Source organism: Streptomyces sp. NPDC015532 (assembly GCF_043078065.1).
Lineage (GTDB): Bacteria > Actinomycetota > Actinomycetes > Streptomycetales > Streptomycetaceae > Streptomyces.
On the sequence record NZ_JBIBSY010000007.1, the window covers coordinates 102542 to 127215 of the forward strand.

Below are 24674 nucleotides of genomic sequence, written 5' to 3' on the forward strand. Positions count from 1 at the left end.
AACGCGACGACTCAGAGGGGCCTTAGGGCCGGCACGGGAAACCGGCCGCCGCCCTAAGGCCCTTCGCGCTCCCAAGATGCGGAACTCTCCCGATGTGGCGCACCCCCCTGGGAGACGAAGGTTGAGGCATCGCGAACAAGCGAGACCGAAACCGACTCTTCACCAGGGGTACGAGATGTTCGAGTTCGAGCTTCAGCAGGCCCGGTCCGAGGAACTGATCCGCAGGGCCCAGACGTACCGGCTCGCCAAGGAGGCCGTGAGCGGCCGCCGTGCCGCCCGCCGTGCCGCCCTCCGGTCCGCCCAGGGAGACACCGAGGAACGGGCCCATAGCGGCCGCCCCCGCCGGCACCGGTCGGCCCGCACAGCGTGAGCGCCGCGGCGCCCGTGGACGGCCGGGCGCCGTCCGGCCGTCCACAGGCTGTGCGGGACGGCGCCCCCGCCGCGACCGGCCGTCTCCCACCGGGCGGCGGCCGGCCGACGGGCGGAACACTGATCGCCGTCCCGACGACCGGTGCCCCCCTGTCGGAGCCCTGTGCCATGCTCGGGCCCGTGGAGACCAGGTCCGTCAGCCCGGTGTTCGTCGGACGCGCCGACGAACTGGAGGTGTTGAACGACGCGCTCGCCCGCGCCGCCGCCGGGGGAGAACCGCAGGCGTTCCTGCTCGGCGGCGAGGCAGGCGTCGGCAAGACCCGCTTCCTGGAGGAGTTCTCCGCCGCCGCCACCCGCCGGGGCGCCGTCGTCGCCTTGGGCGGCTGCGTCGAGATCGGCGCCGACGGACTGCCCTTCGCACCCTTCTCCACCGCCCTGCGCGCCCTGCGCCGCGCCCTGCCCGACGAACTCGCCGCCGCGGCCGCCGGGCAGGAGGAGGAACTCGCCCGCCTCCTGCCCGAGCTCGCGCAGACGACCCGCGGACGGCAGTACGAGGAGGACGGCATGGCCCGCCTCTTCGAGCTGACCGCCCGCCTCCTGGAACGGGTCGCCGCGGACCGTACGGTCGTCGTCGTCCTCGAAGACCTGCACTGGGCCGACGCCTCCACCCGCCATCTGCTCGCCTACCTCTTCCGCACCCTGCGCAGCGGCCGCCTCGTCGTGATCGCCACCTACCGCGCCGACGACATCCACCGCCGTCATCCGCTGCGCCCCCTGCTCGCCGAGCTCGACCGCCTGCGTACGGTCCGCCGCATCGAGCTGGGCCGCTTCAACCGGGCCGAGGTCGGCCGCCAGATCGCCGGAATCCTCGCCCGCGAACCCGACACCGCCCAGACCGACGAGATCTTCGCCCGCTCCGACGGCAACGCGTTCTTCGTCGAGGAGCTCGCCGTCGCCGCCCGCGAAGGCTGTCGCACCGGACTCACCGACACCCTGCGCGACCTGCTCCTCGTCCGCGTCGAAGGACTGCCCGAGAGCGCCCAGCGGGTCGCCCGGATCGTCGCCGAGGGAGGCAGCACCGTCGAGTACCCCCTGCTCGCCGCGGTGGCGGGGCTCGCCGAGGACGACCTCATCGAGGCCCTGCGCGCCTGCGTCGGCGCCAACATCCTGACCGCCTCGCCCGGCGGCGACGGCTACCGCTTCCGCCACTCCCTGGTCCGCGAGGCCGTCAGCGACGACCTGCTGCCCGGCGAGCGCTCCCGCTTCAACCGCCGCTACGCCGAGGCCCTGGAGGCCGACCCGGCGCTCGTACCGGCCGACGAGCGCGTCACCCGGCTGGCCAGCTACTGGTACCACGCCCACGATGCCGCCAAGGCCCTGCCCGCCGTCCTCGACGCCTCGGTCGAGGCCCGCCGCCGTCACGCCCACTCCGAGCAACTGCGGCTCCTGGAAAGGGCGATGGAGCTGTGGGAGACGGTCCCCGACACCGTACGGGCCGCACTGCGCCCCATCGACTACGTGGAGGCCTACCCCCCTCCCCTGCCCGAGGGGCACGGGCAGACCCCCGACGGCCGCGGCTGCGTGACGCCACCCCTGAGCTACCTGGACCTGATGGCCGAGGCCGCCGTCGCGGGCCGGCTGTGCGGGGAACGCGAACGCGCCCTGAAGACGACGAGACGGGCGCTGCACCTCCTGGAGGACGCGGGCGACCCGCTGCGCGCCGCCTGGTTCTGGATCCAGCGCTCCCGGCTCGTCCAGGCGCAGGTCCGCGGCGACGGCTGGAAGGAACTCGCCACCGCCCAGGACCTGGTACGCGGTCTGCCGCCCTCCCAGGTGCACGCAGAGGTCCTGTCCATGGTCGCGGCCTGGTGCATGGTGCACCAGCCGGGCCACGGTGCCCTCTCCGCGGCCGAACGCGCCGTGGAGTACGCGCACATGGTGGGCGCCCGGGACACCGAGCTGAACGCCCGGCTCACCCTCGGCGGCCTGATGGTCGACGCGGGGCAGACCGAGGCCGGGCTCGCGGAGATGTACGGGGTCAGGGAGCGGGCGAACCGCCAGGGCGCCGCGTACGTCGTGGGCCGTCTGCACATCAACCTGCCCTCCCATCTGGAGTCCGTCGGCCGCTCCCGCGAGGCCGTCGACATCCTGCGCGAGGGTATAGAACTCGCCTGCCGGAACGGCCTGTTGGACACCCAGGCCTGGGTGTGGGGCAACCTCTCCGAATCGCTGTACGCGCTCGGCCGCTGGGACGAGGCCGCCGAGGCCGCCCGCAACGCCCTGGCCATCGGACTCGGCGGCAAGGCCTCCGGGGTGGGCGCGTCCCGGCTCGCGCCCGTGGCCCTGGCCCGCGGCGACCTCATCGAGGCGGGGCGCCAACTGACCGCCGCCCGCGAACACTTCGGCACCCACGACCCGATGCCCCAGCACTCCCTGCCGCTGCTGTGCACCACCATCGGCATCGCCGCGGGCGAGGGCCGCTTCCTCGACGCCCGTACCGCCCTGGAGGAGGCACTGACCGCGGGCTTCCCGCCCGGCACGCAGCGCTACGCCTGGCCGCTGCTGCTGGCCGCCGTCACCGCGGAGGACGGCGCCCGCGGCCTGCCCGTCGCCGCCCCCGGCCGCGCCCCGGCCCTGCAACGCATCCGCACGGCCGCGCGGACGCTGGCCACCGGAGCGCCCGTCTGGCTCGCCCACGCCGCATGGGTGGGCGCCGAACTCCGGCGGGCCGACGGCGCGGGCACCCCGGACGAGTGGTCGGAGGTGGTCGAGGCCCTCGAACCCCTGGAGCGCCCCTACGACCTCGCCCGGGTCCGCCTCCGCCTCGCCGAGTCCCTGCTGCTCACCGGCGCGGACGACGACGAGCGCGCCCGCGCCACGGCACTCCTGCGACTGGCCGGCGCCGCCGCCGAACACCTCGGCGCCCGCCCGCTCGCCGACGCGGTCGCGCTGCTCGCCCAGCGCGGCCGCATCGCCCTGGAACACACCCGTGAACGGTCCCGGACCGCTCCCGCCGACCCCGCCGCCGCCTTCGGGCTCACCAGCCGCGAGCGCGATGTCCTGCGCCTGGTCGCGGCCGGGCGCAGCAACCGCCAGATCGCCGAGGAACTCTTCATCTCCCCGAAGACGGCCAGCGTCCATGTCTCGAACATTCTGGCCAAGCTGGATGTCTCGGGACGGGGCGAGGCGGCCGCACTGGCCCACAGACTGCGGCTGTTCCCGCCGGACACCCCGGACACCCCGGCCGCCCGAGCGGCCGGCTGAGCGCGCGCCCGTGAGGAAACCGGCCGGGGGCCGTGCCGCGTCCGCCCCTCGGCCCGCCGTCCTACTTCACCTCCAGCTCCACCAGCCGGTCGTCGCCCTTCCCGGGGGTGCCGCGGCCGTCGGTCTCGCTCGTGATCAGCCAGAGCCGGTCGCCGCCCGCGGAGACGACCGTGCGCAGGCGGCCGTACCTGCCCTTCAGGAAGGCCTCGGGTGCCGCGGACGCCTCGGTGCCGTTCAACGGGACGCGCCACAGGCGCTCCCCCTTGAGGGCCGCCACCCACAGGGACCCCTCGGCGTAGGCGATCCCGCTCGGTGAGGCCTCGGCGGTGTGCCACTGGACGATCGGATCGTGGTACTTGGAGTCGTGGCTGATGCCCTCCACCACCGGCCAGCCGTAGTTGTCGCCCGGCTTGATCTGGTTCAGCTCGTCCCAGGTGTCCTGGCCGAACTCCGAGGCCCACAGCCGCTGTTTGTCGTCCCAGGCGAGACCCTGGACGTTGCGGTGCCCGTACGAGTACACGACCGAGTCGGGGAACGGATTGCCCGGCGCGGGCTCGCCCTCCGGCGTCATGCGCAGGATCTTCCCGGCCAGCGACTTCCTGTCCTGGGCCAGACCCCGGTCACCCGTCTCGCCCGCGCCCGCGTACAGCATCCTGTCCGGGCCGAAGGCGATCCGGCCACCGTTGTGGATCATGCCCTTGGGGATGCCCTTGAAGATCGTGTCCGGTGCGCCCAGCTGTTCGCCGGACGGCCTCCGCTCGTCGTACAGCATGCGGACGACGCGGTTGTCGGACGCCGTGGTCAGGTACGCGTAGATCATGTGGTCGGAGGCGTAGTCCGGCGAGAGTGCTATGCCCAGGAGGCCGCCCTCGCCTGCCGGGGCCACCCCGGGCACCTCGCCCAGCAGTGTCTTCCTGCCGGTCTTCTCGTCGATCCGGGTGATCGTCCCCTTGTCCCGCGAGGACACCAGCAGACCGCCCCCGGCCAGCGGCGCGAGGCCCCAGGGGGTGTCGAGGCCCTCGGTGACCGTGCGCAGGACCTTCACCGAGCCCTTCGCGGGCGGTGTGTCCTCGGCCGTGGCGCGCGGAGCGGACGACGACTGCGGGGCCGTGCTCCCGGTGCCCGCGGACGTGCCCGGCCCCGCCGGGCCCGGCCGGCCGCCGGAGGAGCACCCTGCCGTCACCAGGAGGGCGGTCGTGGCCAACACGACGGTCACTGCTCGAACTTGCACCATCAAAGTCCCTTCGACGCGGCGGTCCTCCTGTTCATACACCGCTCGCGTTCCCTGGGTTCCCGGTCCCGGCCGGGCAATCCGCGCCGGGCTCGGCAAGCGCCGGTCAGTCCCAGGATCCCAGCGCCCCTGGCAGTGCCGCCACCTCGGCGAGATCCTCCGCCGTCAGCCGCAGCCCGGCCGCCCCCGCGTTCTCGGTGACCCAGCGCTCCCGCTTGGCCCCCGGCACCGGGACGACGTGCGGACCCTGCGCCAGCACCCACGCCAGCGCCACCTGCGCGGGTGTCGCGGGGCGGACACCGTCCCCGTGCCGCCGCGCGACGCGCCGCAGACCGACGACGATGGGCTGGTTCGCCGCCATCATCTCGGCGGTGAAACGGGGATGGCGGGCCCGCGGATCGTCGGGCTCGAAGCCTTCGCCGGGGGTCAGCGTGCCGGTCAGGAAGCCGTTGCCGAGCGGCATCGCGGCCAGGAACCCGACGCCGCGCGCCGCACACCACGGCAGCAGCGCCTCCAGCGCCTCCGTCGACCACACCGACAGCTCGGCCTGCACGGTGCTCACCGGGAAGACCTGCTGCACCCGCTCCAGCAGCCGGATCGTTCCGTCGTGCAACCGCGCCCCCGCCCGGCGGCCGGACCCCGCGCCGACCGCGCACAGCCCGAGCGAGCGGACCTTTCCGGCCGCGACGAGCTCGGCCATCGCGCCCCACGTCTCCTCGACCGGCACTTCCGGGTCGGCGCGGTGCAGTTGGTAGAGATCGATCACGTCCGTCTGGAGCCGGCGCAGCGACGCGTCGCAGGCCCGCCTCACATAACCGGGGCGGCCGTTGGCCACAAGATGCTGATCACCCACCAGCAGGCCGACCTTGGTCGACACGAAGGCCTCGGAGCGCCGCTCCTTCAATACACGCCCGACGAGCAGCTCATTGGTGAACGGCCCGTACATGTCGGCCGTGTCGAGCAGCGTCAACCCCCGGTCCAGTGCCGCGTTCACCGCGCGCAGCGACTCCTCGCCACGCCGTTGTGACCCGGTGTAGGCCCAGCTCATCGGCATGCATCCGAGTCCGACCGCCCCCACACCGAGCGCCGCGGCCCCGATCGTTCTGCGCTCCACCTGGCCGTGATCCTCCTTCTGCCGGCCCCCAACCTAACCTGTGCGCATGGGCGCCTGGCATAACCTCCTGACCATGACTTCCGATGTCTGGCTCCCCTTTCACACGGACGAGATCGACGGACTCCCCGAGGGCCCCGACTACCGCTTCTGGGACGGCGGCCAGGAGTTCCCCGCGGACCCAGCCGACTGCGTCTTCTACGTCGTGCCCTACATGAAGCCGCCCGCCGTCTCGCGGCGGCCGATGGCCGAAATGACCTCGCTCCGGGCCGTGCAGACCCTCTCCGCCGGCGTCGACCACGTCCTGCCGAGCCTCAACTCCCTGCCGCCCGGCGTGGTGTTGTGCAACGCCCGCGGGGTGCACGAGGCGAGCACGGCGGAACTCACGCTCGCCCTGATCCTCGCCTCGCTGCGCGGGATCCCCGACTTCGTGCGGGGCCAGGACAAGCAGGAGTGGCGCACGGGTTTCCGCGCCTCGCTGGCCGACAAGTCCGTTCTCATCGTGGGCTACGGGTCGATCGGGTCGGCCATCGAGGACAGGCTCGCGCCGTTCGAGCTCGCGCGGGTCGCGCGCGTCGCACGCTCCGCCCGTGCCACGGCGCGCGGTCCCGTGCGCCCCCTCGCCGAACTGCCTTCCCTGCTGCCCGAGTTCGACGTCGTCGTACTGTCCACGCCGCTGACGGACAGCACCCGCGGCCTGGTGAACGCCGACTTCCTGTCCCGGATGAAGGACGGCGCGCTCCTGGTGAACGTGGCCCGCGGCCCCGTCGTCGACACGGACGCGCTGCTCGGCGAGCTGAAGAGCGGGCGCATCACCGCGGCCCTCGACGTCACCGACCCCGAACCGCTGCCCCCGGGCCACCCGTTGTGGCACGCGCCCGGCGTGCTCATCAGCCCCCATGTCGGGGGGCCGACCTCGGCGTTCTGGCCGCGCGCCAAGCGACTGCTCGCGGATCAGCTGACCCGTTTCGTGAACCGGGAGCCGCTGCGCAACGTGGTCCTTACCACCGGCACCTGAGCGACGCCCTGTCCGCTCGCCGTCCGCCTCGGGCACGCTCCGCAGTCCCCCGGATGCGGGCAGTGCCGACATAGTCCCTGGTCGTTACGCAGCGTAGAGGAACTATGTCCCTGAGTGACGAGACTGGTGTATCGTCCCGACAGGGGCTGCGCCGCGCACCGTTCGGCGCCGGGGACGGACATTGAGACTGCGAGGGGGGCGACGGGCGATGCACGGCCTATGGACCGACGATCCGACGCGGCGGGGCCGCCGCCGACGACCCTGGCGCGCGGCCACGCACAGCCGCGGTCACGGCAGCCATCACCACCGCAGGCACCAGGGCCGCCGGAGGCACGGACATCCGGCGCACCAGGACCAGCGGGACCCCGGGGCGCGGACCGGGTGGGCCCGGTGAGCTCCCCAGGAGCGCTGCTGACCCGCCGGACGGTGTTCGACGGGGTGACGGGCCTGTTCTCACAACTCGTGCTGGCCCTGGTCTGCGCGGCCTACGCCGTCGGTTCGGCGCTCGGCTGGGGCTCCACGAGTATGGCGCTGGTCATGGGCGACTTCGGGCTGAGCGCCGCCGCGGGCACCGCGGCGGTCTCCTGCCTCCTCTACGCCCGTGGCCGCCGCAGCCGCTTTCGACCCGCGTGGCTGCTGTTCGCGCTCTCCTCGGTGATGGCCTCGCTCGGAAATCTGGTCTGGGGGTGGTACGAGGTGGTCCTCGACCGCCCCGTGCCCACGCCGAGTTACGCCGATCTGTTCTTCCTCTGCTTCGCGCCGCCCGCCATCGTGGGACTGCTGGTGCTCGCCAAGCGGCCCGTCACCAGGGCGGGCTGGGTGTGTCTCGCGCTGGACGCCTGGCTGATCGGCGGATCGCTGCTCACGCTGTCCTGGAGTCTGGCGCTCGCCCAGGCCGCGAAGTTCGACGGGCCCAGCGTCGCGCACACCGCGCTCTCGCTCGCGTACCCGCTGCTGGACATCGCGCTGGTCAGCATGGTGCTCGCCCTGCACTTCAGGCGCTCGTCGGTGAACAGGTCGGCGGTGAACACGGCGATCGGGGCGCTCGCCCTGACCGTGATGTGCGACGCGCTGTTCACCTCGCCCCTCCTGCACAACAGCTACCACTCGGGCCAGCTCCTCGACGCGGGCTGGTTCGCCGGCTCGCTGCTCCTCGCGTACGCCCCCTGGGTCGTCACCCGGCACGGGAACGAGGCGGACGAGCACGTGGCCGAGGAGTCCGGCACCGAGGAGCACGCCGCCGGCGAGCACGGCATCGACGCGTACGGCCCGGACCCGCGGGGGCCGGACCCGCGCGGACCCGACGAGCAGGACTCGCGGGAGCACGCGCGCGTGGCGCACGAGGGCATCCCGGGCCAGCGCAGGGACGGGCAGTACGGGCCGCCGGGAAGCCACACGTCCCCCGGACCCCAGGGGACCCGTCCGCCGTACGGACCGGGAGCCCCGCAGGACGGGGCCGGATCCCACGAGGGCCAGGGGCAGCACGAGGAGCCGGACCCCTCCGGCGCACCGCGGCAGGACGGCTCCGCGCCCGCGCACCCCGAGGGTCACGGACCCGGCCGCTCTCCGGCGGCGCGTCCGATCACGGGATCGCTGGCCGCGCTGACGCCCTATCTGGCCGCCGCCGTCTGCACGTTGGGGATCCTCTACAACATCCTGAACGGACGCCGGGTGGACCGCGTGGTGCTCGTCACCGCCGGGCTCGTCGTGCTCGCCCTCGTGGTGCGCCAGGGCATCATGCTGCTCGACAACATCACCCTCACCCAGGAACTGGCCCAGAAGGAGAACCACTTCCGCTCCCTGGTGCAGGGGTCGAGCGACGTCATCATGATCGCCGCGCCGAACGGCATCCTGAGGTACGTCAGTCCGGCCGCCGCCGGGGTCTACGGCCGTGACGCCGAGGAACTCGTCGGCTCCGAACTCGCCTCCCTCATCCACCCCGAGGACCTCGGCTGCGTGGTCCACGAAGTGCGGCGCTTCCTCGCGGCCAGCCTCGCCGAGGAGCCCACCACCCGGATCGAGTGCAGGTTCCGGTCCGGCGACGGCGGCTGGCTCAACGTGGAGTCCACCGTCAACCGGCACCACGGCGGCCTCATCTTCAACAGCCGTGACGTCACCGAACGCGTGCGGCTCCAGGCACAGTTGCAGCACAACGCCGAGCACGACCCGCTCACCGACCTGCCCAACCGCGCGCTGTTCACCCGGCGTGTCCAGCAGGCCCTGTCCGGGCGCCGCTCCACCGACCGGGGCGCCGCCGTCCTCTTCATCGACCTCGACGGCTTCAAGGCCGTCAACGACACCATCGGGCACCAGGCCGGCGACGAGCTGCTCGTCCAGGCCGCCCGCAGACTCCAGGACTCCGTGCGGCACGGCGACACCGCCGCACGGCTCGGCGGCGACGAGTTCGCGGCCCTCATCGTCGGTGACGGAGGCCGCGACCGTGGCGCCCGTGAGCAGCAGGTACGGGAACTCGCCGACCGTCTGCGCATCAGGCTCTCCCAGCCCTACTGCATCGACGGCAACGATGTCCGGGTCGCCGCGTCCATCGGCGTCGGCTTCGCCGAACCCGGCCTGGGAGCGGGCGAACTGCTGCGCAACGCCGACCTCGCGATGTACCGCGCGAAGGCGGCCGGAAAGGGCCGCGTCGAGCTGTACGCGCCCCAGATGCAGCAGGACGTGGTCCGCAGGGCGGAACTGGCGACCCGGCTGCGCTCCGCGCTCCAGGACGGCGAGTTCGCCCTGCTGCACCAGCCCGTGGTGTCGCTGGAGAACGGCCTGATCGCGTCGGTCACCGCACAGGCGCGCTGGCGCTCCTCCCAGGGGGTGCTGTTCACGCCCGCCGAGTTCCTGCGGGTCGCCGAGGACGCCGAGAAGACCGCCGAACTCGGCCGCTGGATGCTCGACGAGGCCGTCGAGCAGGCCGCCGAGCGCACCGCCGCGGGGATCTCCGTGCCGGTCTCGGTCCGGATGACCGCCCGGCGTCTGGTGGACCGCTCGATGCCGCTGGGCTCCGTGGAGTCCCTGCTGACCCGGCACGGGCTCGCCTCCGGCGGCCTGATCATCGAGCTGTCCGACACCGATCCGCGGGTCCCCCTGGACGAGCTGGAGCGCCGGCTGAACGCGCTCAGACGTCTCGGTGTGCGGATCGCCCTGGACGGCTTCGGCAGCGGCTACGCGGCGATCACGGCACTGAGGCGGCTGCCCGTGGACGTCCTGCGCCTCGACAGGAGTCTGATCGAGGGAGTCGTCGAGTCAGCCCGGCTGCACAAGATCACCAGCGGTCTGCTGCGGATCGCCGCCGATCTGGGGCTGCAGTCCGTGGCCGACGGGGTGGATCTCCCGGAGCAGGTCGTCGCCCTGCGCGCGATGGGCTGCACCCACGGGCAGGGCATGGCCTTCTCCGGGCCGCTGGACGAGTACCGGCTGCGCAGAGCGCTCTCTTCCGGCCACTATCCGGTGCCGAACGGACCCGCCGAGCCGGTGTTCGCGGGCGGCGGGGGCGCCGGGGTGTATACGGGGGGAGTGCCCGTCGCCCTCGGGGGCGGAACGGCCCTCCGCTCACATAATGAGACTCCCGTCCCACCCACTTGACAGTCGGTGCGTGCCGGGGGGAGGGTCAATGCCATGCGCACCCGAATTCTCGTACTTGGAAAGCGCGTCGGCTGAAGCTAGGTGGTCACCGGAAAGCTCCGGAACACCCAGCGACCGCACCCGGCGCGCTCCCCTCGCTTGCCTCACGGCACGAGGGGTTTTTTGTTGCACAGGCATCAGTCGTACACCGCACAAAAGTCGCAAAAACCCTCAGCATCGAGAAGAGAATGCCGATGACCGAGCAGGCCACCGGGGCCCACCATCCGCAGCCGCGGCCCCGTTCCGGAGGACAGCAGTCCGCACCCGTCGAGCACGTCACGGGTGCGAAGTCCCTCATTCGCTCGCTCGAGGAGGTCGGGGCCGACACCGTATTCGGCATCCCCGGTGGGACGATCCTTCCGGCGTACGACCCGATGATGGACTCGAGCAGGCTGCGCCACGTGCTCGTCCGTCATGAGCAGGGTGCGGGTCACGCGGCCACCGGCTACGCGCAGGCCACCGGCAGGGTCGGTGTCTGCATGGCCACGTCGGGTCCGGGTGCGACGAACCTGGTGACGCCGATCGCGGACGCCATGATGGACTCCGTCCCGCTGGTCGCCATCACCGGCCAGGTCGTCACCAAGGCGATCGGCACGGACGCCTTCCAGGAGGCGGACATCGTCGGCATCACGATGCCGATCACCAAGCACAGCTTCCTGGTCACCAAGCCCGAGGACATCCCGAAGGCGATCGCCGAGGCCTTCCACATCGCCTCGACCGGCCGCCCGGGCCCGGTCCTCGTGGACATCCCGAAGGACGTGCTGCAGGCCCAGACGACGTTCTCGTGGCCGCCGCAGAGCGACCTGCCCGGCTACCGTCCGGTGACCAAGCCGCACGCCAAGCAGATCCGCGAGGCCGCCAAGCTGCTCAGCCAGGCCAAGCGGCCCGTGCTGTACGTCGGCGGCGGCGTCCTCAAGGCGCACGCCACCGCCGAGCTGAAGATCCTCGCGGAACTCACCGGAGCGCCCGTCACCACCACCCTGATGGCGCTCGGCGCCTTCCCCGACAGCCACCCGCTGCACGTGGGAATGCCGGGCATGCACGGTTCGGTCACCGCCGTCACCGCGCTGCAGAAGGCCGACCTGATCGTCGCCCTCGGAGCCCGCTTCGACGACCGCGTCACCGGTAAGCTGGACAGCTTCGCCCCGTTCGCCAAGGTCGTCCACGCCGACATCGACCCGGCCGAGATCGGCAAGAACCGCGCCGCCGACGTGCCGATCGTCGGAGACGCCCGCGAGGTCATCGCCGACCTGGTCCAGGCGGTCCAGAAGGAGCACAGCGAGGGGAACACCGGCGACTACACCGCCTGGTGGAGCGACCTCAACCGCTGGCGCGAGACCTACCCGCTCGGCTACGAACAGCCCGACAACGGCCAGCTCTCGCCGCAGCAGGTCATCGAGCGCATCGGAGAGCTCGCCCCGGCGGGCACGATCTTCACGGCCGGCGTCGGCCAGCACCAGATGTGGGCCGCGCACTACATCCAGTACGAGCAGCCCGCCACCTGGCTGAACTCCGGCGGCGCCGGAACGATGGGCTACGCGGTCCCCGCCGCGATGGGCGCCAAGGCGGGCCGGCCGGACCGCACGGTCTGGGCGGTCGACGGCGACGGCTGCTTCCAGATGACCAACCAGGAGCTCACCACCTGCGCCCTGAACAACATCCCGATCAAGGTCGCCATCATCAACAACGGCGCCCTCGGGATGGTCCGCCAGTGGCAGACCCTCTTCTACAACCAGCGCTACTCCAACACCGTGCTGCACAGCGGCCCGGACGCGGACGGCAAGCAGCCGAGCGCTGGCACCCGCGTCCCCGACTTCGTGAAGCTGTCGGAGGCCATGGGCTGCCACGCGATCCGCTGCGAGTCCCCGGACGACCTCGACAAGGTGATCGAGGAGGCGAACTCGATCAACGACCGCCCGGTCGTGGTCGACTTCATCGTCCACGAGGACGCGATGGTGTGGCCGATGGTCGCCGCCGGCACCTCCAACGACGAGGTCATGTTCGCCCGGGACGTCCGCCCCGACTTCGGCGACAACGAAGACGACTGAGAGAGAGCCGAGTCAGACCCATGAGCAAGCACACCCTCTCCGTCCTCGTCGAGAACAAGCCCGGTGTCCTCGCCCGGATCACCGCACTGTTCTCCCGGCGCGGCTTCAACATCGACTCCCTCGCCGTCGGTGTCACCGAGCACCCCGAGATCTCCCGCATCACCATCGTGGTGAACGTGATCGAGGCACTCCCGCTCGAACAGGTCACCAAGCAGCTCAACAAGCTCGTCAACGTCCTGAAGATCGTCGAACTGGAACCCGGTTCGGCCGTTCAGCGGGAACTCGTTCTGGTGAAGGTGCGCGCCGACAACGAGACGCGCTCCCAGATCGTCGAGATCGTTCAGCTGTTCCGCGCCAAGACCGTCGACGTCTCCCCGGAGGCCGTCACCATCGAGGCCACCGGCGGCGCCGACAAGCTGGAGGCCATGCTCAAGATGCTGGAGCCGTTCGGCATCAAGGAGCTCGTCCAGTCCGGCACCATCGCGATCGGACGCGGGGCGCGTTCGATCACCGACCGGTCGCTGCGCGCACTGGACCGGTCGGCCTAAGCCAGAAGACACCGGTCCACGGGCGGACCGCTCACCCGGTCCGCCCGTATGCCGAGACCCGAGAACTTCACTTCCCCCGCCCGCCGTACGGTGGGACGCAACACCGGAAATACCGGAAAACAAGGAGAACCCCAGTGGCCGAGCTGTTCTACGACGACGACGCCGACCTGTCCATCATCCAGGGCCGCAAGGTCGCGGTCATCGGCTACGGCAGCCAGGGCCACGCCCACGCGCTGTCGCTGCGCGACTCGGGTGTCGACGTCCGCGTCGGTCTGCACGAGGGCTCCAAGTCCAAGGCGAAGGCCGAGGAGCAGGGCCTGCGCGTGGTGACGCCGTCGGAGGCCGCCGCCGAGGCCGACGTCATCATGATCCTCGTGCCGGACCCGATCCAGTCCCAGGTCTACGAGGAGTCCATCAAGGACAACCTCAACGACGGCGACGCGCTGTTCTTCGGCCACGGCCTGAACATCCGCTACGGCTTCATCAAGCCCCCGGCCGGCATCGACGTCTGCATGGTCGCTCCCAAGGGCCCGGGTCACCTCGTGCGCCGCCAGTACGAGGAGGGCCGCGGCGTTCCGTGTATCGCGGCCGTCGAGCAGGACGCGACCGGCGACGCCTTCGCGCTCACCCTCTCGTACGCCAAGGCCATCGGCGGCACCCGCGCCGGCGTCATCAAGACGACCTTCACCGAGGAGACCGAGACCGACCTGTTCGGTGAGCAGGCCGTCCTCTGCGGTGGCACCGCCGCCCTGGTCAAGGCCGGTTTCGAGACGCTGACCGAGGCCGGCTACCAGCCGGAGATCGCGTACTTCGAGTGCCTGCACGAGCTGAAGCTCATCGTCGACCTCATGTACGAGGGCGGCCTGGAGAAGATGCGCTGGTCCGTCTCCGAGACCGCCGAGTGGGGCGACTACATCACCGGCCCGCGCATCATCACGGACGCCACCAAGGCCGAGATGAAGAAGGTCCTCGCCGAGATCCAGGACGGCACGTTCGCCCGTAACTGGATGGACGAGTACCACTCGGGCCTGAAGAAGTACAACGAGTACAAGACCCAGGACGAGAACCACCTCCTGGAGACCACCGGCAAGGAGCTGCGCAAGCTCATGTCGTGGGTCAACGACGACGAGGCGTGAGCCGTACGACGGGGGGCCGGGGCGGCACGCTCCGGCCCCTTCGTCGAACCCCCGGTAACCCCGGTGGACTCGGTGTTGGACATCCCGTCCAGCCACGGACGGGTGATCCTTCCGCGGAGGCGCAGGACGACCTCCGCGGCGCCACTACACTGCTGCACATCAACAACGCGTCAGGCCCACAGCGTCGTGCGTCTTCCACGCGGCTCAAGCGGCTCCCCAGAAGTGCAGGCACACCCCGGGGCCGCTGTAAACCCTCCACCGCCTGCGGCCGTCGGGACGGCCGTCCGCATTGGACTTGTGAGGACTCACGTGAGCTCGAAACCTGTCGTACTCATCGCTGAAGAGCTGTCGCCCGCGACCGTGGACGCCCTGGGCCCGGACTTCGAGATCCGGCACTGCAACGGCGCGGACCGTGCCGAACTGCTGCCCGCCATCGCCGACGTCGACGCCATCCTGATCCGTTCGGCCACCAAGGTGGACGCCGAGGCCGTCGCCGCCGCCAAGAAGCTGAGGGTCGTCGCACGAGCCGGCGTCGGCCTGGACAACGTCGACGTCTCCGCCGCCACCAAGGCCGGCGTGATGGTCGTCAACGCCCCCACCTCCAACATCGTGACCGCGGCCGAGCTGGCCTGCGGCCTCCTCCTCGCCACCGCGCGGCACATCCCGCAGGCCAACACCGCGCTGAAGAACGGCGAGTGGAAGCGCAGCAAGTACACCGGTGTCGAGCTCGCCGAGAAGACCCTCGGTGTCGTCGGCCTCGGCCGCATCGGCGCGCTCGTCGCGCAGCGCATGTCGGCGTTCGGCATGAAGGTCGTCGCCTACGACCCCTACGTCCAGCCCGCGCGGGCCGCGCAGATGGGCGTGAAGGTCCTCACCCTCGACGAGCTGCTCGAGGTCGCGGACTTCATCACCGTGCACCTGCCGAAGACCCCCGAGACCCTCGGTCTCATCGGCGACGAGGCTCTGCACAAGGTCAAGCCGACGGTGCGGATCGTCAATGCCGCGCGCGGCGGGATCGTCGACGAGGAGGCGCTGTACGCGGCGCTCAAGGAGGGCCGCGTCGCGGGCGCCGGCCTCGACGTGTACGCGAAGGAGCCCTGCACGGACTCCCCGCTGTTCGAGCTCGACGAGGTCGTCTGCACCCCGCACCTCGGCGCCTCCACGGACGAGGCGCAGGAGAAGGCGGGTATCTCCGTCGCCCGCTCGGTGCGCCTCGCCCTCGCCGGTGAGCTCGTCCCCGACGCGGTCAACGTCCAGGGCGGTGTCATCGCCGAGGACGTCAAGCCCGGTCTGCCGCTCGCCGAGAAGCTCGGCCGCATCTTCACCGCCCTCGTCGGCGAGGTCGCGGTCCGCCTCGACGTCGAGGTGTACGGCGAGATCACCCAGCACGACGTCAAGGTGCTCGAACTCTCCGCGCTCAAGGGCGTGTTCGAGGACGTCGTCGACGAGACGGTCTCGTACGTCAACGCCCCGCTGTTCGCGCAGGAGCGCGGCGTCGAGGTCCGGCTGACCACGAGCTCGGAGTCCCCCGACCACCGCAACGTCGTCACCGTGCGCGGCACGCTCGGCGACGGCCAGGAGGTCTCGGTCTCCGGCACGCTGGCCGGCCCGAAGCACCTCCAGAAGATCGTCGCCGTCGGCGAGTACGACGTGGACCTCGCGCTCGCCGACCACATGCTCGTCCTGCGTTACGAGGACCGTCCCGGTGTCGTCGGCACCGTCGGCCGCATCCTCGGCGAGTCCGGCATCAACATCGCCGGCATGCAGGTCGCCCGCGCGGCCGTCGGTGGCGAGGCCCTCGCGGTCCTCACCGTCGACGACACCGTGCCGCAGGGCGTCCTCACCGAGCTGTCCGAGGAGATCGGCGCGACGTCGGCGCGGTCGGTCAACCTCGTCTGAGGCGGATCCGCGACGGCTTGCCGTGAGCGAGCGAGGGCCGGGACACCCACGGGTGTCCCGGCCCTCGCGCGTCGCGGGACGTCCGGGTCCGTGGCGGCCCGGTCAGGCGGACTGTGTCGTCTCCGGCTCGATCAGGCCCTCGCGGTAGGCGATGGCCACGGCCTCGGTGCGGCTCGCGGCACCCAGCTTGGCGAGGATGTTGGAGACATGGACGCTCGCCGTCTTGCCGCTGATGAACAGTTCCTCGCCGATCTGGCGGTTGGTGCGCCCGTGGCCGAGCAGCCGCAGCACGTCGCTCTCCCGGGCGGTCAGCGCGGCGACGCGCCGCTCGGCGGCCGGTGACCCGGTGAGGCGGCCGCGCCGCAGAAGCGCCTCCAGGGCCTCGCGCAGCGGCACCGCGCCGAGCTGTACGGCGGTGTCGTGGGCCGCGCGGGCCTGTTCGCCGGCCTCCTCGCGGCGGCCCGCCGCGAGCAGGGCCTCGGCGAGCCGCCGTCTGCTCCTGGCCAGCTCGTACGGATCGCCGTAGCCGAAGGCCGTGACGGCCCGCTCCCAGGCCGCGACGTCCGGACCCGTGCGGGCGCGCTGCGACTCCGCCTCGGCACGGGCGAACCAGGCCAGGCTCTCGGGCCCCTGCTCGGCGCCCTTCCCCCCGCGGTCCGCCGCGGCCCCGGCCAGCTCCATCAGCTCGGTCGCGGTGTCCGCCCAGCGCTCGCCGTCGGCCACGTCGCCGCGGCGGCGTGCCTCCTCCGCCGCGTCCGCGACCGCCGCCAGGGCGAGCGCGGCGAGCCGCACCACGACCGGCGGCGGGCCGGTGCCGGAGACGTCGGTGAGGTCCTCGGCCGCGGTGCGCAGCCGCCGTACGGCCTCCTCGGCGTCGCCGCTCCGGGCCGCCGCGTCGGTCAGGACGATGCTCGCGACGAGCGTCGACATCCAGTCGAAGGGCCGGTCGAGCAGAGCGCGGGCTCCCGTGACGGCCGCCTCGTGCCCACCGCGGGCGAGGGCGACGTACAGGGCGGGGCCCGTCGCGAACCCGGCCGCCGCCGGCAGCAGTTCGGCGTCGTCGGCGGCCGCTCGCGCGCACGCGTCCCAGCGGCCCAGCGTGTAGAGCACCAGCGACTGGAGATAGCGCAGCTCCAGGGCGTACGGCGAGGGCAGGAGGCCGGCGCGGCGGGCGCGGTCCACACCGTCGCCGAGCCAGGTCAGGGATTCCTGCAGGTCGCCGGATTCGTAGGACCCGATGGCCAGGTTGAACAGCGCCCGCATCTCGACCGGGAAGTTCTTGGCGTCGTGGGCCAGTTCACGGGCCCGGCGGAGGCGTTCGCGGCCCTTCGGGGTGCGCCGGTTGTCCGCTTCCATGCCGACCAGGGAGATCGTCAGGTCGGCCTGGGCGTCGGCCAGCCGGAGCTGTTCGGCGGTGGCGAGCGCCTGCCGGGCGACCCGCTCGGCGTCCTCGTCCCGCCCCACCAGGCGGGCCGCCATGACATGGGTCGCCGCCGCCCACACCCAGGTGTACGAGGGCGGTTCGGCGGGGATCAGGGCGAGTGCCTCGCTGCTGTACGTGAACGCGTCCTTCAGGCTGTCGATCCGCATCAGGTTGCCCGCGAGGGTGTACCGGACCCGGGCGGCGAGCTCGGAGTCGGCGTCCGAGCCGGCCCTGGCGAGCGCGTCACGGGTGAGGTGGACCGCGCGATGCGTCTCCCCGGCGCTGGCGGCGGCGGCCGAGGCGCGCAGGGTGAGGGTGACCGTGCCGCCGTCGGGGCGGGCTCCGGCGTCCACCGCGGGCCACAGTTCGAGCGCGGCCTCCAGATGGCGCAGCTCCTCGGCGGGAGCGCCGACGCACTGGGCGTGATCGGCGGCTTCGAGGGAGGCGGTGAGCGCGTCGGCCAGGTCGTGGCTCTCGCGTGAGTGGTGGGCGCGCTCCGCCGCGGTCTTCGCCGAACGGGCGTCTCCCGCGAGCAGTCCGGCGAACTGCCGGTGCAGCCGGACCCGTTCACCGGGCAGCAGGTCCGCGTACACGGCCTCACGGGTGAGCGCGTGCCGGAACGAGTACGTCGCGTCGTCCCCGGGAACCAGCAGCTGGTGGCCGACGGCCTCGCGCAGCGCCGACTCCAGTTCGTCCTCCGGGAGTTGTACGGCGCCACGCAGCAGTTCGTGCTCGACGCGGCGCCCCGCGACGGCCGCCGTGCGCAGCACCTGCTGGGCGGTGCCGGAGAGTTGCTCGATGCGGATGAGCAGGAGGTCGGCCAGTCCGCTGGGCATGGCGGGGGAGACGGGGGCGTCGTCGCCGGGCAGCGCGGCGAGCAGTTCCTCGGCGTAGAAGGCGTTGCCCTCGGCGCGCTCGACGATGCTGGTGACCGTGGTGTCGGAGACCGGGCCGGTGCGCAGCGCGCGCACGAGCCGGGCCACATCGGCGTCGGCCATGGGCCGCAGCTCCAGCCGGTCGACGGCCGGCAGCCGGATCAGCTCGGCGAGCAGGGGGCGCAGCGGGTGGCGGCGGTGCAGGTCGTCCGCGCGGTACGAGGCGAAGACCGCCAGACGCCGGGCGGGACCGCCGGCCCCGGGCCCCTGGAGCACGCCGCGGCTGAGCAGGAAGCGGAGCAGGTCGCGGGAGGACTGGTCCGCCCAGTGGAGGTCTTCGAGGATCAGCAGGAGCGGGGTGATGTCGGCCAGGTCGGCGAGGAGGCCCGTGATGGCCTCGAAGAGCTGGAGCCTGCCGCCGGCGTCGGGTGCGCCGCCGGGCCCCGGACCGGAGCCGGTCAGCCGGTCCACCGCCGGGTGGGCCGCGAACGCCGGCGCGAAGCGGTCGTCGTCGGCCGCCGCGCCCAGGATCTCCGTGAAGGGGAGGTACGGCAGACCCACGTCGCCGAGGTCCACACAGTGCCCGGTCAGGACGGTCGTCCCGGAGGCGGCCGCCCGTGCCGCGGCCTCCGTCAGCGTGCGGGTCTTGCCGACACCGGCGTCTCCGGCCACCAGGACCGCGCGCGGTTCGCCGCCCCTGGCGCGCTCCAGCACGCCGGTGAGCCGGGAGAGTTCGTCACCCCGGCCGATGAACGGCGTACCGAATGTCTGTGTCACACGCCCATCCTGGCACGCCCCGCCGACAACTCCCCGGCGTCGCCGCCCTGATCGGGACCCATGCCGGCGGCCGTCCGGCCGGGAAGGGATTCCCGGAGCGCCCGGTGCCGGTGCCGGGCGGGGGGCTTCCGGACATGTGCCCGTGCCTGGCGGGGGTTCCGAGCATGTGGCGCTGCCAGGCCGGGTGGGCTTCCGGGCGTGTGCCGGGGCCTGTCCGGGTGGGGCCTTCGTGGTGTGTGCGGGTGCCGGGCGGGCCGGAGTCGTCCGGCCCGCCCGGCGGACGGGTGTTCAGGTCGTCGTTCGCCCGGGGGGCGGGTGTCAGGCGGGCGTCAGACCGTTGCTCTGCTCCGACGCCGCCGCCGGGAGAGGCTCGGTCCCGGCGTCGAGGACGTCGCCGCTCTCGCGCACCGCCACCGTGCGCAGGCTCGCCGCGGCGAGGGCGGCGGCGCCCAGCAGCAGGACCGCGCCCGCCACGGCCGCCGCCTGCATGCCGTGGGTGAACGCCTCCCGCGCGGCGTCGGTCAGCGCCCGCCCGGCGTCGCCCGGCAGCTGTCCGGCCACGGCCAGCGCGCCGCCCAGTGTCTCGTGGGCCGCGGCCGGGACGCCGGCCGGGACGTCGTGGCGGTAGACCGCCGTGCCGATGGAGCCCAGGACCGCCATGCCGAGGGCGCCCCCGAACTCGGCGCCGGTCTCCAGCAGGGAGGCGGCGGCGCCCGTGTTGCCGAGGGGCACGGTGCCGAGGGCCAGGTCCATCATCTGCGACATCACGGTGACGATCCCGGAGGCGAGGACGCCGGCGCCGGCCAGCACGAGCCACAGGGAGTCGGTGCCGGCGAGGGCCAGCAGGCCGTAGCCGCAGGCGGCGACGACGAATCCGCCGGAGACGACGTGGGCGCGGTGGACGCCCTTCTGCACGAGCTGCGCGGCGACCGGCGCGGCCACACCCACCAGGACGGTGGGAAGCAGGGACCACAGGGCGGCCGCCATGGAACTCTTCCCGAGCACCGACTGGAGGTACTGGGTGGTGAAGAACGCCGAGCCCATCATGCCGAAGGACGAGATCAGGTTGAGGACGACCGCGGGTGCGAAGCCGCGGCCGCGGAACACGGCGGGGGAGATCAGCGGTGACTTCGCGGTGCGCTGGCGGTGGACGAACAGGGCGGCGAAGACCAGGCCGACGAGGACCGAGACGACGTACTCGGTCTTCCAGCCCTCGGACGGGATCTCCTTGATGCCGTAGATCACCGGCAGGACGGCGGCCATCGACAGCGGAACGCTCGGCAGGTCGAAGCGGCCCGGCTCAGGGTTCCTGGACTCGGGCAGCAGGAACGGGCCGAGGACCAGCAGCAGCGCCATCGCGGGCAGGTTGACCAGGAAGACCGAGCCCCACCAGAAGTACTGGACGAGGACTCCGCTCATCACCGAACCGAGGGCGATGCCGCCGGTCATGACGCCGGACCACAGGCCGATCGCCTTCGTGCGCTGTCCGGGGTCGGTGAACATCGTCCGGATGATCGCCATGGTCGACGGCATGAGGGTCGCGCCGCCCACGCCGAGGACCGCGCGGGCCGCGATCAGCATCTCGGCGCTGTTCGCGTAGGCGGCCAGCACCGAGGCGGTGCCGAACGCGGCGGCGCCGAACAGGAGCAGCTTGCGGCGCCCGACGCGGTCACCGAGGGAGCCCATCGTCATCAGCAGGCCGGCGAGCACGAAGGCGTAGATGTCGAAGATCCACAGCTGCTGGGTGCCGCTCGGCTCCAGGTCCGCGCTGATCGAGGGGATCGCGAAGTAGAGGACGGAGACGTCCATCGAGACCAGGAGCAGCGGAAGCATCAGGACGCCGAGGGCGGTCCATTCGCGACGGCCGGCCAGGGCGCCGGGGGCGCCGGAGGCGCGGGTCGTGCTCGTCGGGTTCGTCATGGCAGGGACTGTACGCACGTATTAAACGGGTGTCTAGTACGCTCGTTTAAAACGTACGTATTACACGGCTGTCTTTGACGCCCGTATGGGACGGTTGTCTGAATCGGGGGTAGGCTCGCCGGCATGGGACATCGTGAGGATCTGCTCGAAGGCGCCAAGCGCTGCCTGCTGCGGAAGGGCTTCGCGCGCACCACGGCGCGCGACATCGTCAAGGAGTCGGGGACGAACCTGGCGTCCATCGGCTACCACTACGGATCGAAGGACGCGCTGCTCGCGCAGGCCTACGTCGCGCTGGTGGAGGAGATGCCCTTCGACGGTGACGGGGTGACCGGGATCAGCGGTGCGCCCGGCTCGCTGGAGCGGTTCCGCGAGGTGTGGTCGAACATCGTCGGCACCATGCGCGAGCCCGGCTCGCTGTGGCGGCTCAGCATGGAGGTCATGACCATCGAACTGCCCGAGGTGCGCGACCATCTGGCCCGCGCCCAGCGGGAGGGCGGGCGGGGTCTGGTCGCGATCCTCATGGGTGTGCCCGAGGAGGAGGTGACCGACGAGACCGCGGACACGCTCGGCCGCTTCTACCTGACCCTGATGACGGGCCTCATCGCGCAGTGGACCTTCGACCCGAAGACCGCCCCGGACGGGGACGCCCTCACCGAGGGGCTGCGGCGGGTGATCGAAGGGGTGCGCGCGGCGGGGTGAACGGGGGAGTCGCCCGTCATGGCTGGTGCCCGGCTTCGGTGACGTGGGGGAGCGGGCGATCGCCGAGGGCGTGGCGGCCGTCGGGGACCTGCTGACCGGCGACGTCTGCCCGCCGGGCCGCACCTGAGACCACCGGGCACCCGCGGCAGCGCCCGGAGCCGGAGCCCGGAGCCGGAGCCCGTGCCTGAGCCGGAGCCCGTGCTGGAGCCCGTGCCGGAGCCCGTGCTGGAGCAGGCGCCTGAGCCGGGCGCCCGTGCCTGAGCCGGGCGCCCGTGCCTGAGCCGGGCGCCCGTGCCGTGGCCCGCCGCGCGTGCCGGAGCCCGTGCCGTAGCCCGTGCCGGAGCCCGTGGCCCTCTAGAGCCGGGCTCCCTTCAGGGCCATGTGCAGCAGCAGCCGGTCCTCGCCGTCGTCCAGGTCGAGGCCGGTGAGCTGCTCCACGCGGGACAGGCGGTAGTAGAGCGTCTGGCGGTGGATGCCCAACTCGGCGGCCGTGCGCCCGGCCTGGCCCGCTCGGTCGAGGAACACCTCCGCCGTACGGGCGAGTTCGCGGTGCGCGGTGCCCAACAGGGTGCTCACGGCGGGGTCGTGGGCCGCGTCCGGGGGCAGGGCGGTGAGGAGGCGGAAGGGACCGATCGCCCCCCACTCGGCGACCGGACCGAGCCGGGGTTCGGCCAGCGCCGCGCGCGCGGCCGCGGCGGCCTCGCGCCAGGCGGCGCCCAGCTCCCCGAGTCCCTCCCGGGCCCCGGCCACCCCGGCGGCCGCCGTCCCGCCCGGGGAGGCGGCTGTCGGAGAGGCGCCGGGGACGGAACCCTCGCCGCGGACGCCCGCGGCCTCCCGTACGAACCGGCCTGCCGCGGTGAGGGCCGGAGTCAGGACGTCGGGAGAACGCAGCCGGACCAGCAGGGCCAGGCTCTGGGCGGTGGTGCCCCACGGGATGGTGCACAGCGCGGTCGCGCCCTGCACCGTACGGGCGGAAGGGGCGTCGTCCGGGTCGGCCGAGGGCCACGGGGCCACGCACACCACCGTGTGCAGACCCTCGCCGCGCGGGCCGAGCGCCGTGCGCAGCTCGGCCACCGCCATGTCCCGCTGCCACCCGCGCTCGGCGGTCAGGACGGCCCGCAGTTCCCGGGTGAGGTCCGCGCCGGCCTGGGCCTCGTCCGCGAGCAGCGCGCCGATGCGGGAGGTCACCTGCATCGCCCCGGCGAGCTGGGCGTCGGTGGGTCCCGGGTCGTCGTCGAGCAGCCAGACATAGCCGAGGACGACGCCCCGATGGCGCACCGGGAGACAGATCCGCTCCCGGTAGACCCCGGCCTCGGGGGCCGGCGGGATACGGACGGGTCCGGTCGCGCGGGTGATGCCGAAGCCCTCGAACCAGGTGCGGACGGCGGTGGTGGAACGCCGGGTGAGGATCGAGCGGGTGCGCACGGGGTCCAGGGCGGACGGGTCGAGGTCGCCCTCGCTGTCGTACGCACCGAAGGCGATCAGCTCGAAATCGCGGTTCTCCAGCGTCGCCGGGACGCCGAGGAGCGCCGAGATCTCGTCGACCAGCTCTTGGTAGTCGCCTCTGTGTTCACCGCTCACCCCGGCATTCTCGCGCATTTCCGCGAGCCCTTCATACATATGTCTGAGATCCGGGGCAGGGATGCGTGACAGCTGTCGATGGCCCAGGATCGGAGATATCCCTAGGTTTCACGGTGGTTCTCCGTGCCGTACCCGAATCATCGGGATTCGGCCTCCTGCTGACTTCGTTGTGGAGGTGCCCCGTGCTGGGTCCCGTGATTCTCGCCGCCTCGCGCAGCGACAAGATGCGCCGTCTGATCTCGGCCGCCCCGGTGACCAAGCCGGTCGTCGACCGCTTCATCCCGGGTGAGACCGTCGACCAGGTCGTCCCGATCATCAAGGACCTCACGGGCAAGGGCCTGGAAGTCACGATGGACGTCGTCGGCGAGGACATCACGACCCCCGAGCAGTCGTACGCCGCCCGTGACGCGTACCTGGAGCTGATCGGCCGCCTCAAGGAGCTCGGCCTCGGCACCAAGGCCGAGATGTCGGTCAAGCTCTCCATGTTCGGACAGGCGCTGGAGGGCGGCCACGAGCTGGCCCTGGCCAACGTCCGTCCGGTCGTCGAGGCCGCCGCCGCCATCGGCACCACCGTCACGCTGGACGCCGAGGACCACACCACCCTCGACTCGATGTTCGCGATCCACGAGGAGCTGCGGAAGGACTTCCCGCAGACCGGCTGTGTGATCCAGGCCTACCTCTTCCGCACCGAGGCCGACGCCCGCCGCCTCGCCGAGAGCGGCAGCCGCGTCCGTCTGGTGAAGGGCGCCTACAAGGAGCCCGCCGAGGTCGCGTACCAGCAGAAGGCGGAGACCGACAAGGCGTACGTCCGCATCCTGAAGATCCTGATGGAGGGCGAGGGGTACCCGATGATCGGGTCCCACGACCCCCGTCTCATCTCGATCGCCCAGGAGCTGGCGCGGACGGCCGGGCGCAAACTGGACGAGTACGAGTTCCAGATGCTGTATGGCATCCGCAGCGACGAGCACGTGCGGCTCGCCGCCGAGGGCCACCGCATGCGCGTCTACACCGCGTACGGCACCGACTGGTACGGCTACTTCATGCGGCGCCTGGCGGAGAAGCCGGCCAACCTCGTGTTCTTCCTGCGAAGCATGATCACACGTGGCTGATTCCACTTGGCTGTGCCGCGGCTTCGGCCGGGGGTC

Annotated in this window: 15 protein-coding genes; 10 read left to right on the top strand and 5 right to left on the bottom strand. The window is 72.3% G+C overall.

The features are described from left to right. Nucleotides 1-175: 175 nt before the first annotated feature. Both ACF07B_RS22420 and ACF07B_RS22425 read left to right on the top strand, forming a co-directional pair. The gene (locus ACF07B_RS22420; RefSeq protein WP_369482791.1) at nucleotides 176-370 is read left to right on the top strand and encodes a hypothetical protein; all 195 of its coding nucleotides are present in this window, start codon (nucleotides 176-178) and stop codon (nucleotides 368-370) included. Nucleotides 371-537: 167 nt separating this feature from the next. Then, nucleotides 538-3633, top strand: a complete 3096-nt coding sequence (locus tag ACF07B_RS22425) for an AAA family ATPase (RefSeq protein WP_392180256.1) — start codon at nucleotides 538-540, stop codon at nucleotides 3631-3633. A 61-nt stretch (nucleotides 3634-3694) separates the two neighbouring features. On the opposite strand, the gene ACF07B_RS22430 is transcribed toward ACF07B_RS22425, so the two are convergent. Together ACF07B_RS22430 and ACF07B_RS22435 are read right to left on the bottom strand one after the other, a co-directional pair. Beyond that, nucleotides 3695-4867: a PQQ-dependent sugar dehydrogenase gene (locus tag ACF07B_RS22430; protein WP_392180257.1), complete on the bottom strand. Its 1173-nt coding sequence runs from the start codon at nucleotides 4865-4867 to the stop codon at nucleotides 3695-3697. Between the two features lie 103 nt (nucleotides 4868-4970). Further along, a complete protein-coding gene (locus tag ACF07B_RS22435) occupies nucleotides 4971-5978 on the bottom strand; it encodes an aldo/keto reductase (protein ID WP_392180258.1) in 1008 nt (335 codons plus the stop codon). 73 nt (nucleotides 5979-6051) lie between these two features. On the opposite strand from ACF07B_RS22435, the gene ACF07B_RS22440 reads away from it, so the two are divergent. The 6 genes from ACF07B_RS22440 to serA all read left to right on the top strand — a co-directional run bounded on the left by ACF07B_RS22440 (nucleotide 6052) and on the right by serA (nucleotide 16254). Continuing rightward, nucleotides 6052-6993 carry a 2-hydroxyacid dehydrogenase gene (locus tag ACF07B_RS22440; RefSeq protein ID WP_369482795.1) on the top strand — a complete coding sequence of 314 codons (942 nt, stop codon included), beginning with the start codon at nucleotides 6052-6054 and terminating at the stop codon, nucleotides 6991-6993. Between the two features lie 219 nt (nucleotides 6994-7212). Continuing rightward, nucleotides 7213-10584: an EAL domain-containing protein gene (locus tag ACF07B_RS22445; protein WP_392180259.1), complete on the top strand. Its 3372-nt coding sequence runs from the start codon at nucleotides 7213-7215 to the stop codon at nucleotides 10582-10584. 233 nt (nucleotides 10585-10817) lie between these two features. Further along, nucleotides 10818-12671 (top strand): acetolactate synthase large subunit, encoded by a 1854-nt coding sequence (locus ACF07B_RS22450; RefSeq protein ID WP_392180260.1) that lies wholly within the window; start codon nucleotides 10818-10820, stop codon nucleotides 12669-12671. A 20-nt stretch (nucleotides 12672-12691) separates the two neighbouring features. Next, a complete protein-coding gene (gene ilvN, locus ACF07B_RS22455; protein WP_266763065.1) occupies nucleotides 12692-13219 on the top strand; it encodes an acetolactate synthase small subunit in 528 nt (175 codons plus the stop codon). Nucleotides 13220-13353: 134 nt separating this feature from the next. Then, entirely contained in the window at nucleotides 13354-14355 is a 1002-nt protein-coding gene (gene ilvC / locus ACF07B_RS22460; RefSeq protein ID WP_369482798.1) for a ketol-acid reductoisomerase, read from the top strand. A gap of 309 nt (nucleotides 14356-14664) precedes the next feature. Beyond that, nucleotides 14665-16254: a phosphoglycerate dehydrogenase gene (gene serA / locus ACF07B_RS22465; RefSeq protein ID WP_362391700.1), complete on the top strand. Its 1590-nt coding sequence runs from the start codon at nucleotides 14665-14667 to the stop codon at nucleotides 16252-16254. A gap of 102 nt (nucleotides 16255-16356) precedes the next feature. Here serA and ACF07B_RS22470 read toward each other — a convergent pair whose 3' ends face one another. Together ACF07B_RS22470 and ACF07B_RS22475 are read right to left on the bottom strand one after the other, a co-directional pair. After that, complete coding sequence (locus tag ACF07B_RS22470) at nucleotides 16357-19329, bottom strand: AAA family ATPase (RefSeq protein ID WP_392180261.1); 2973 nt, start codon at nucleotides 19327-19329, stop codon at nucleotides 16357-16359. A gap of 318 nt (nucleotides 19330-19647) precedes the next feature. After that, nucleotides 19648-21249: an MFS transporter gene (locus tag ACF07B_RS22475; RefSeq protein WP_392180262.1), complete on the bottom strand. Its 1602-nt coding sequence runs from the start codon at nucleotides 21247-21249 to the stop codon at nucleotides 19648-19650. A 123-nt stretch (nucleotides 21250-21372) separates the two neighbouring features. On the opposite strand from ACF07B_RS22475, the gene ACF07B_RS22480 reads away from it, so the two are divergent. Further along, a complete protein-coding gene (locus tag ACF07B_RS22480; protein ID WP_369481745.1) occupies nucleotides 21373-21948 on the top strand; it encodes a TetR/AcrR family transcriptional regulator in 576 nt (191 codons plus the stop codon). Nucleotides 21949-22302: 354 nt separating this feature from the next. Here ACF07B_RS22480 and ACF07B_RS22485 read toward each other — a convergent pair whose 3' ends face one another. Beyond that, complete coding sequence (locus ACF07B_RS22485) at nucleotides 22303-23547, bottom strand: PucR family transcriptional regulator (RefSeq protein ID WP_392180263.1); 1245 nt, start codon at nucleotides 23545-23547, stop codon at nucleotides 22303-22305. Between the two features lie 164 nt (nucleotides 23548-23711). Here ACF07B_RS22485 and ACF07B_RS22490 point away from each other — a divergent pair, with 164 nt between their 5' ends. After that, nucleotides 23712-24638 carry a proline dehydrogenase family protein gene (locus tag ACF07B_RS22490; RefSeq protein ID WP_037622664.1) on the top strand — a complete coding sequence of 309 codons (927 nt, stop codon included), beginning with the start codon at nucleotides 23712-23714 and terminating at the stop codon, nucleotides 24636-24638. Nucleotides 24639-24674: the final 36 nt, after the last annotated feature.

What these genes read in the sequence shown, in the direction of transcription:
- ACF07B_RS22420 (WP_369482791.1), top strand. Translation starts at nt 176, where the DNA reads ATGTTCGAGTTCGAGCTTCAGCAGGCCCGGTCCGAGGAACTGATCCGC.
- ACF07B_RS22425 (WP_392180256.1), top strand. Translation starts at nt 538, where the DNA reads ATGCTCGGGCCCGTGGAGACCAGGTCCGTCAGCCCGGTGTTCGTCGGA.
- ACF07B_RS22430 (WP_392180257.1), bottom strand. Translation starts at nt 4,867, where the DNA reads ATGGTGCAAGTTCGAGCAGTGACCGTCGTGTTGGCCACGACCGCCCTC.
- ACF07B_RS22440 (WP_369482795.1), top strand. Translation starts at nt 6,052, where the DNA reads ATGACTTCCGATGTCTGGCTCCCCTTTCACACGGACGAGATCGACGGA.
- ACF07B_RS22445 (WP_392180259.1), top strand. Translation starts at nt 7,213, where the DNA reads ATGGACCGACGATCCGACGCGGCGGGGCCGCCGCCGACGACCCTGGCG.
- ACF07B_RS22450 (WP_392180260.1), top strand. Translation starts at nt 10,818, where the DNA reads ATGACCGAGCAGGCCACCGGGGCCCACCATCCGCAGCCGCGGCCCCGT.
- ilvN (WP_266763065.1), top strand. Translation starts at nt 12,692, where the DNA reads ATGAGCAAGCACACCCTCTCCGTCCTCGTCGAGAACAAGCCCGGTGTC.
- ACF07B_RS22475 (WP_392180262.1), bottom strand. Translation starts at nt 21,249, where the DNA reads ATGACGAACCCGACGAGCACGACCCGCGCCTCCGGCGCCCCCGGCGCC.
- ACF07B_RS22480 (WP_369481745.1), top strand. Translation starts at nt 21,373, where the DNA reads ATGGGACATCGTGAGGATCTGCTCGAAGGCGCCAAGCGCTGCCTGCTG.
- ACF07B_RS22485 (WP_392180263.1), bottom strand. Translation starts at nt 23,547, where the DNA reads ATGCGCGAGAATGCCGGGGTGAGCGGTGAACACAGAGGCGACTACCAA.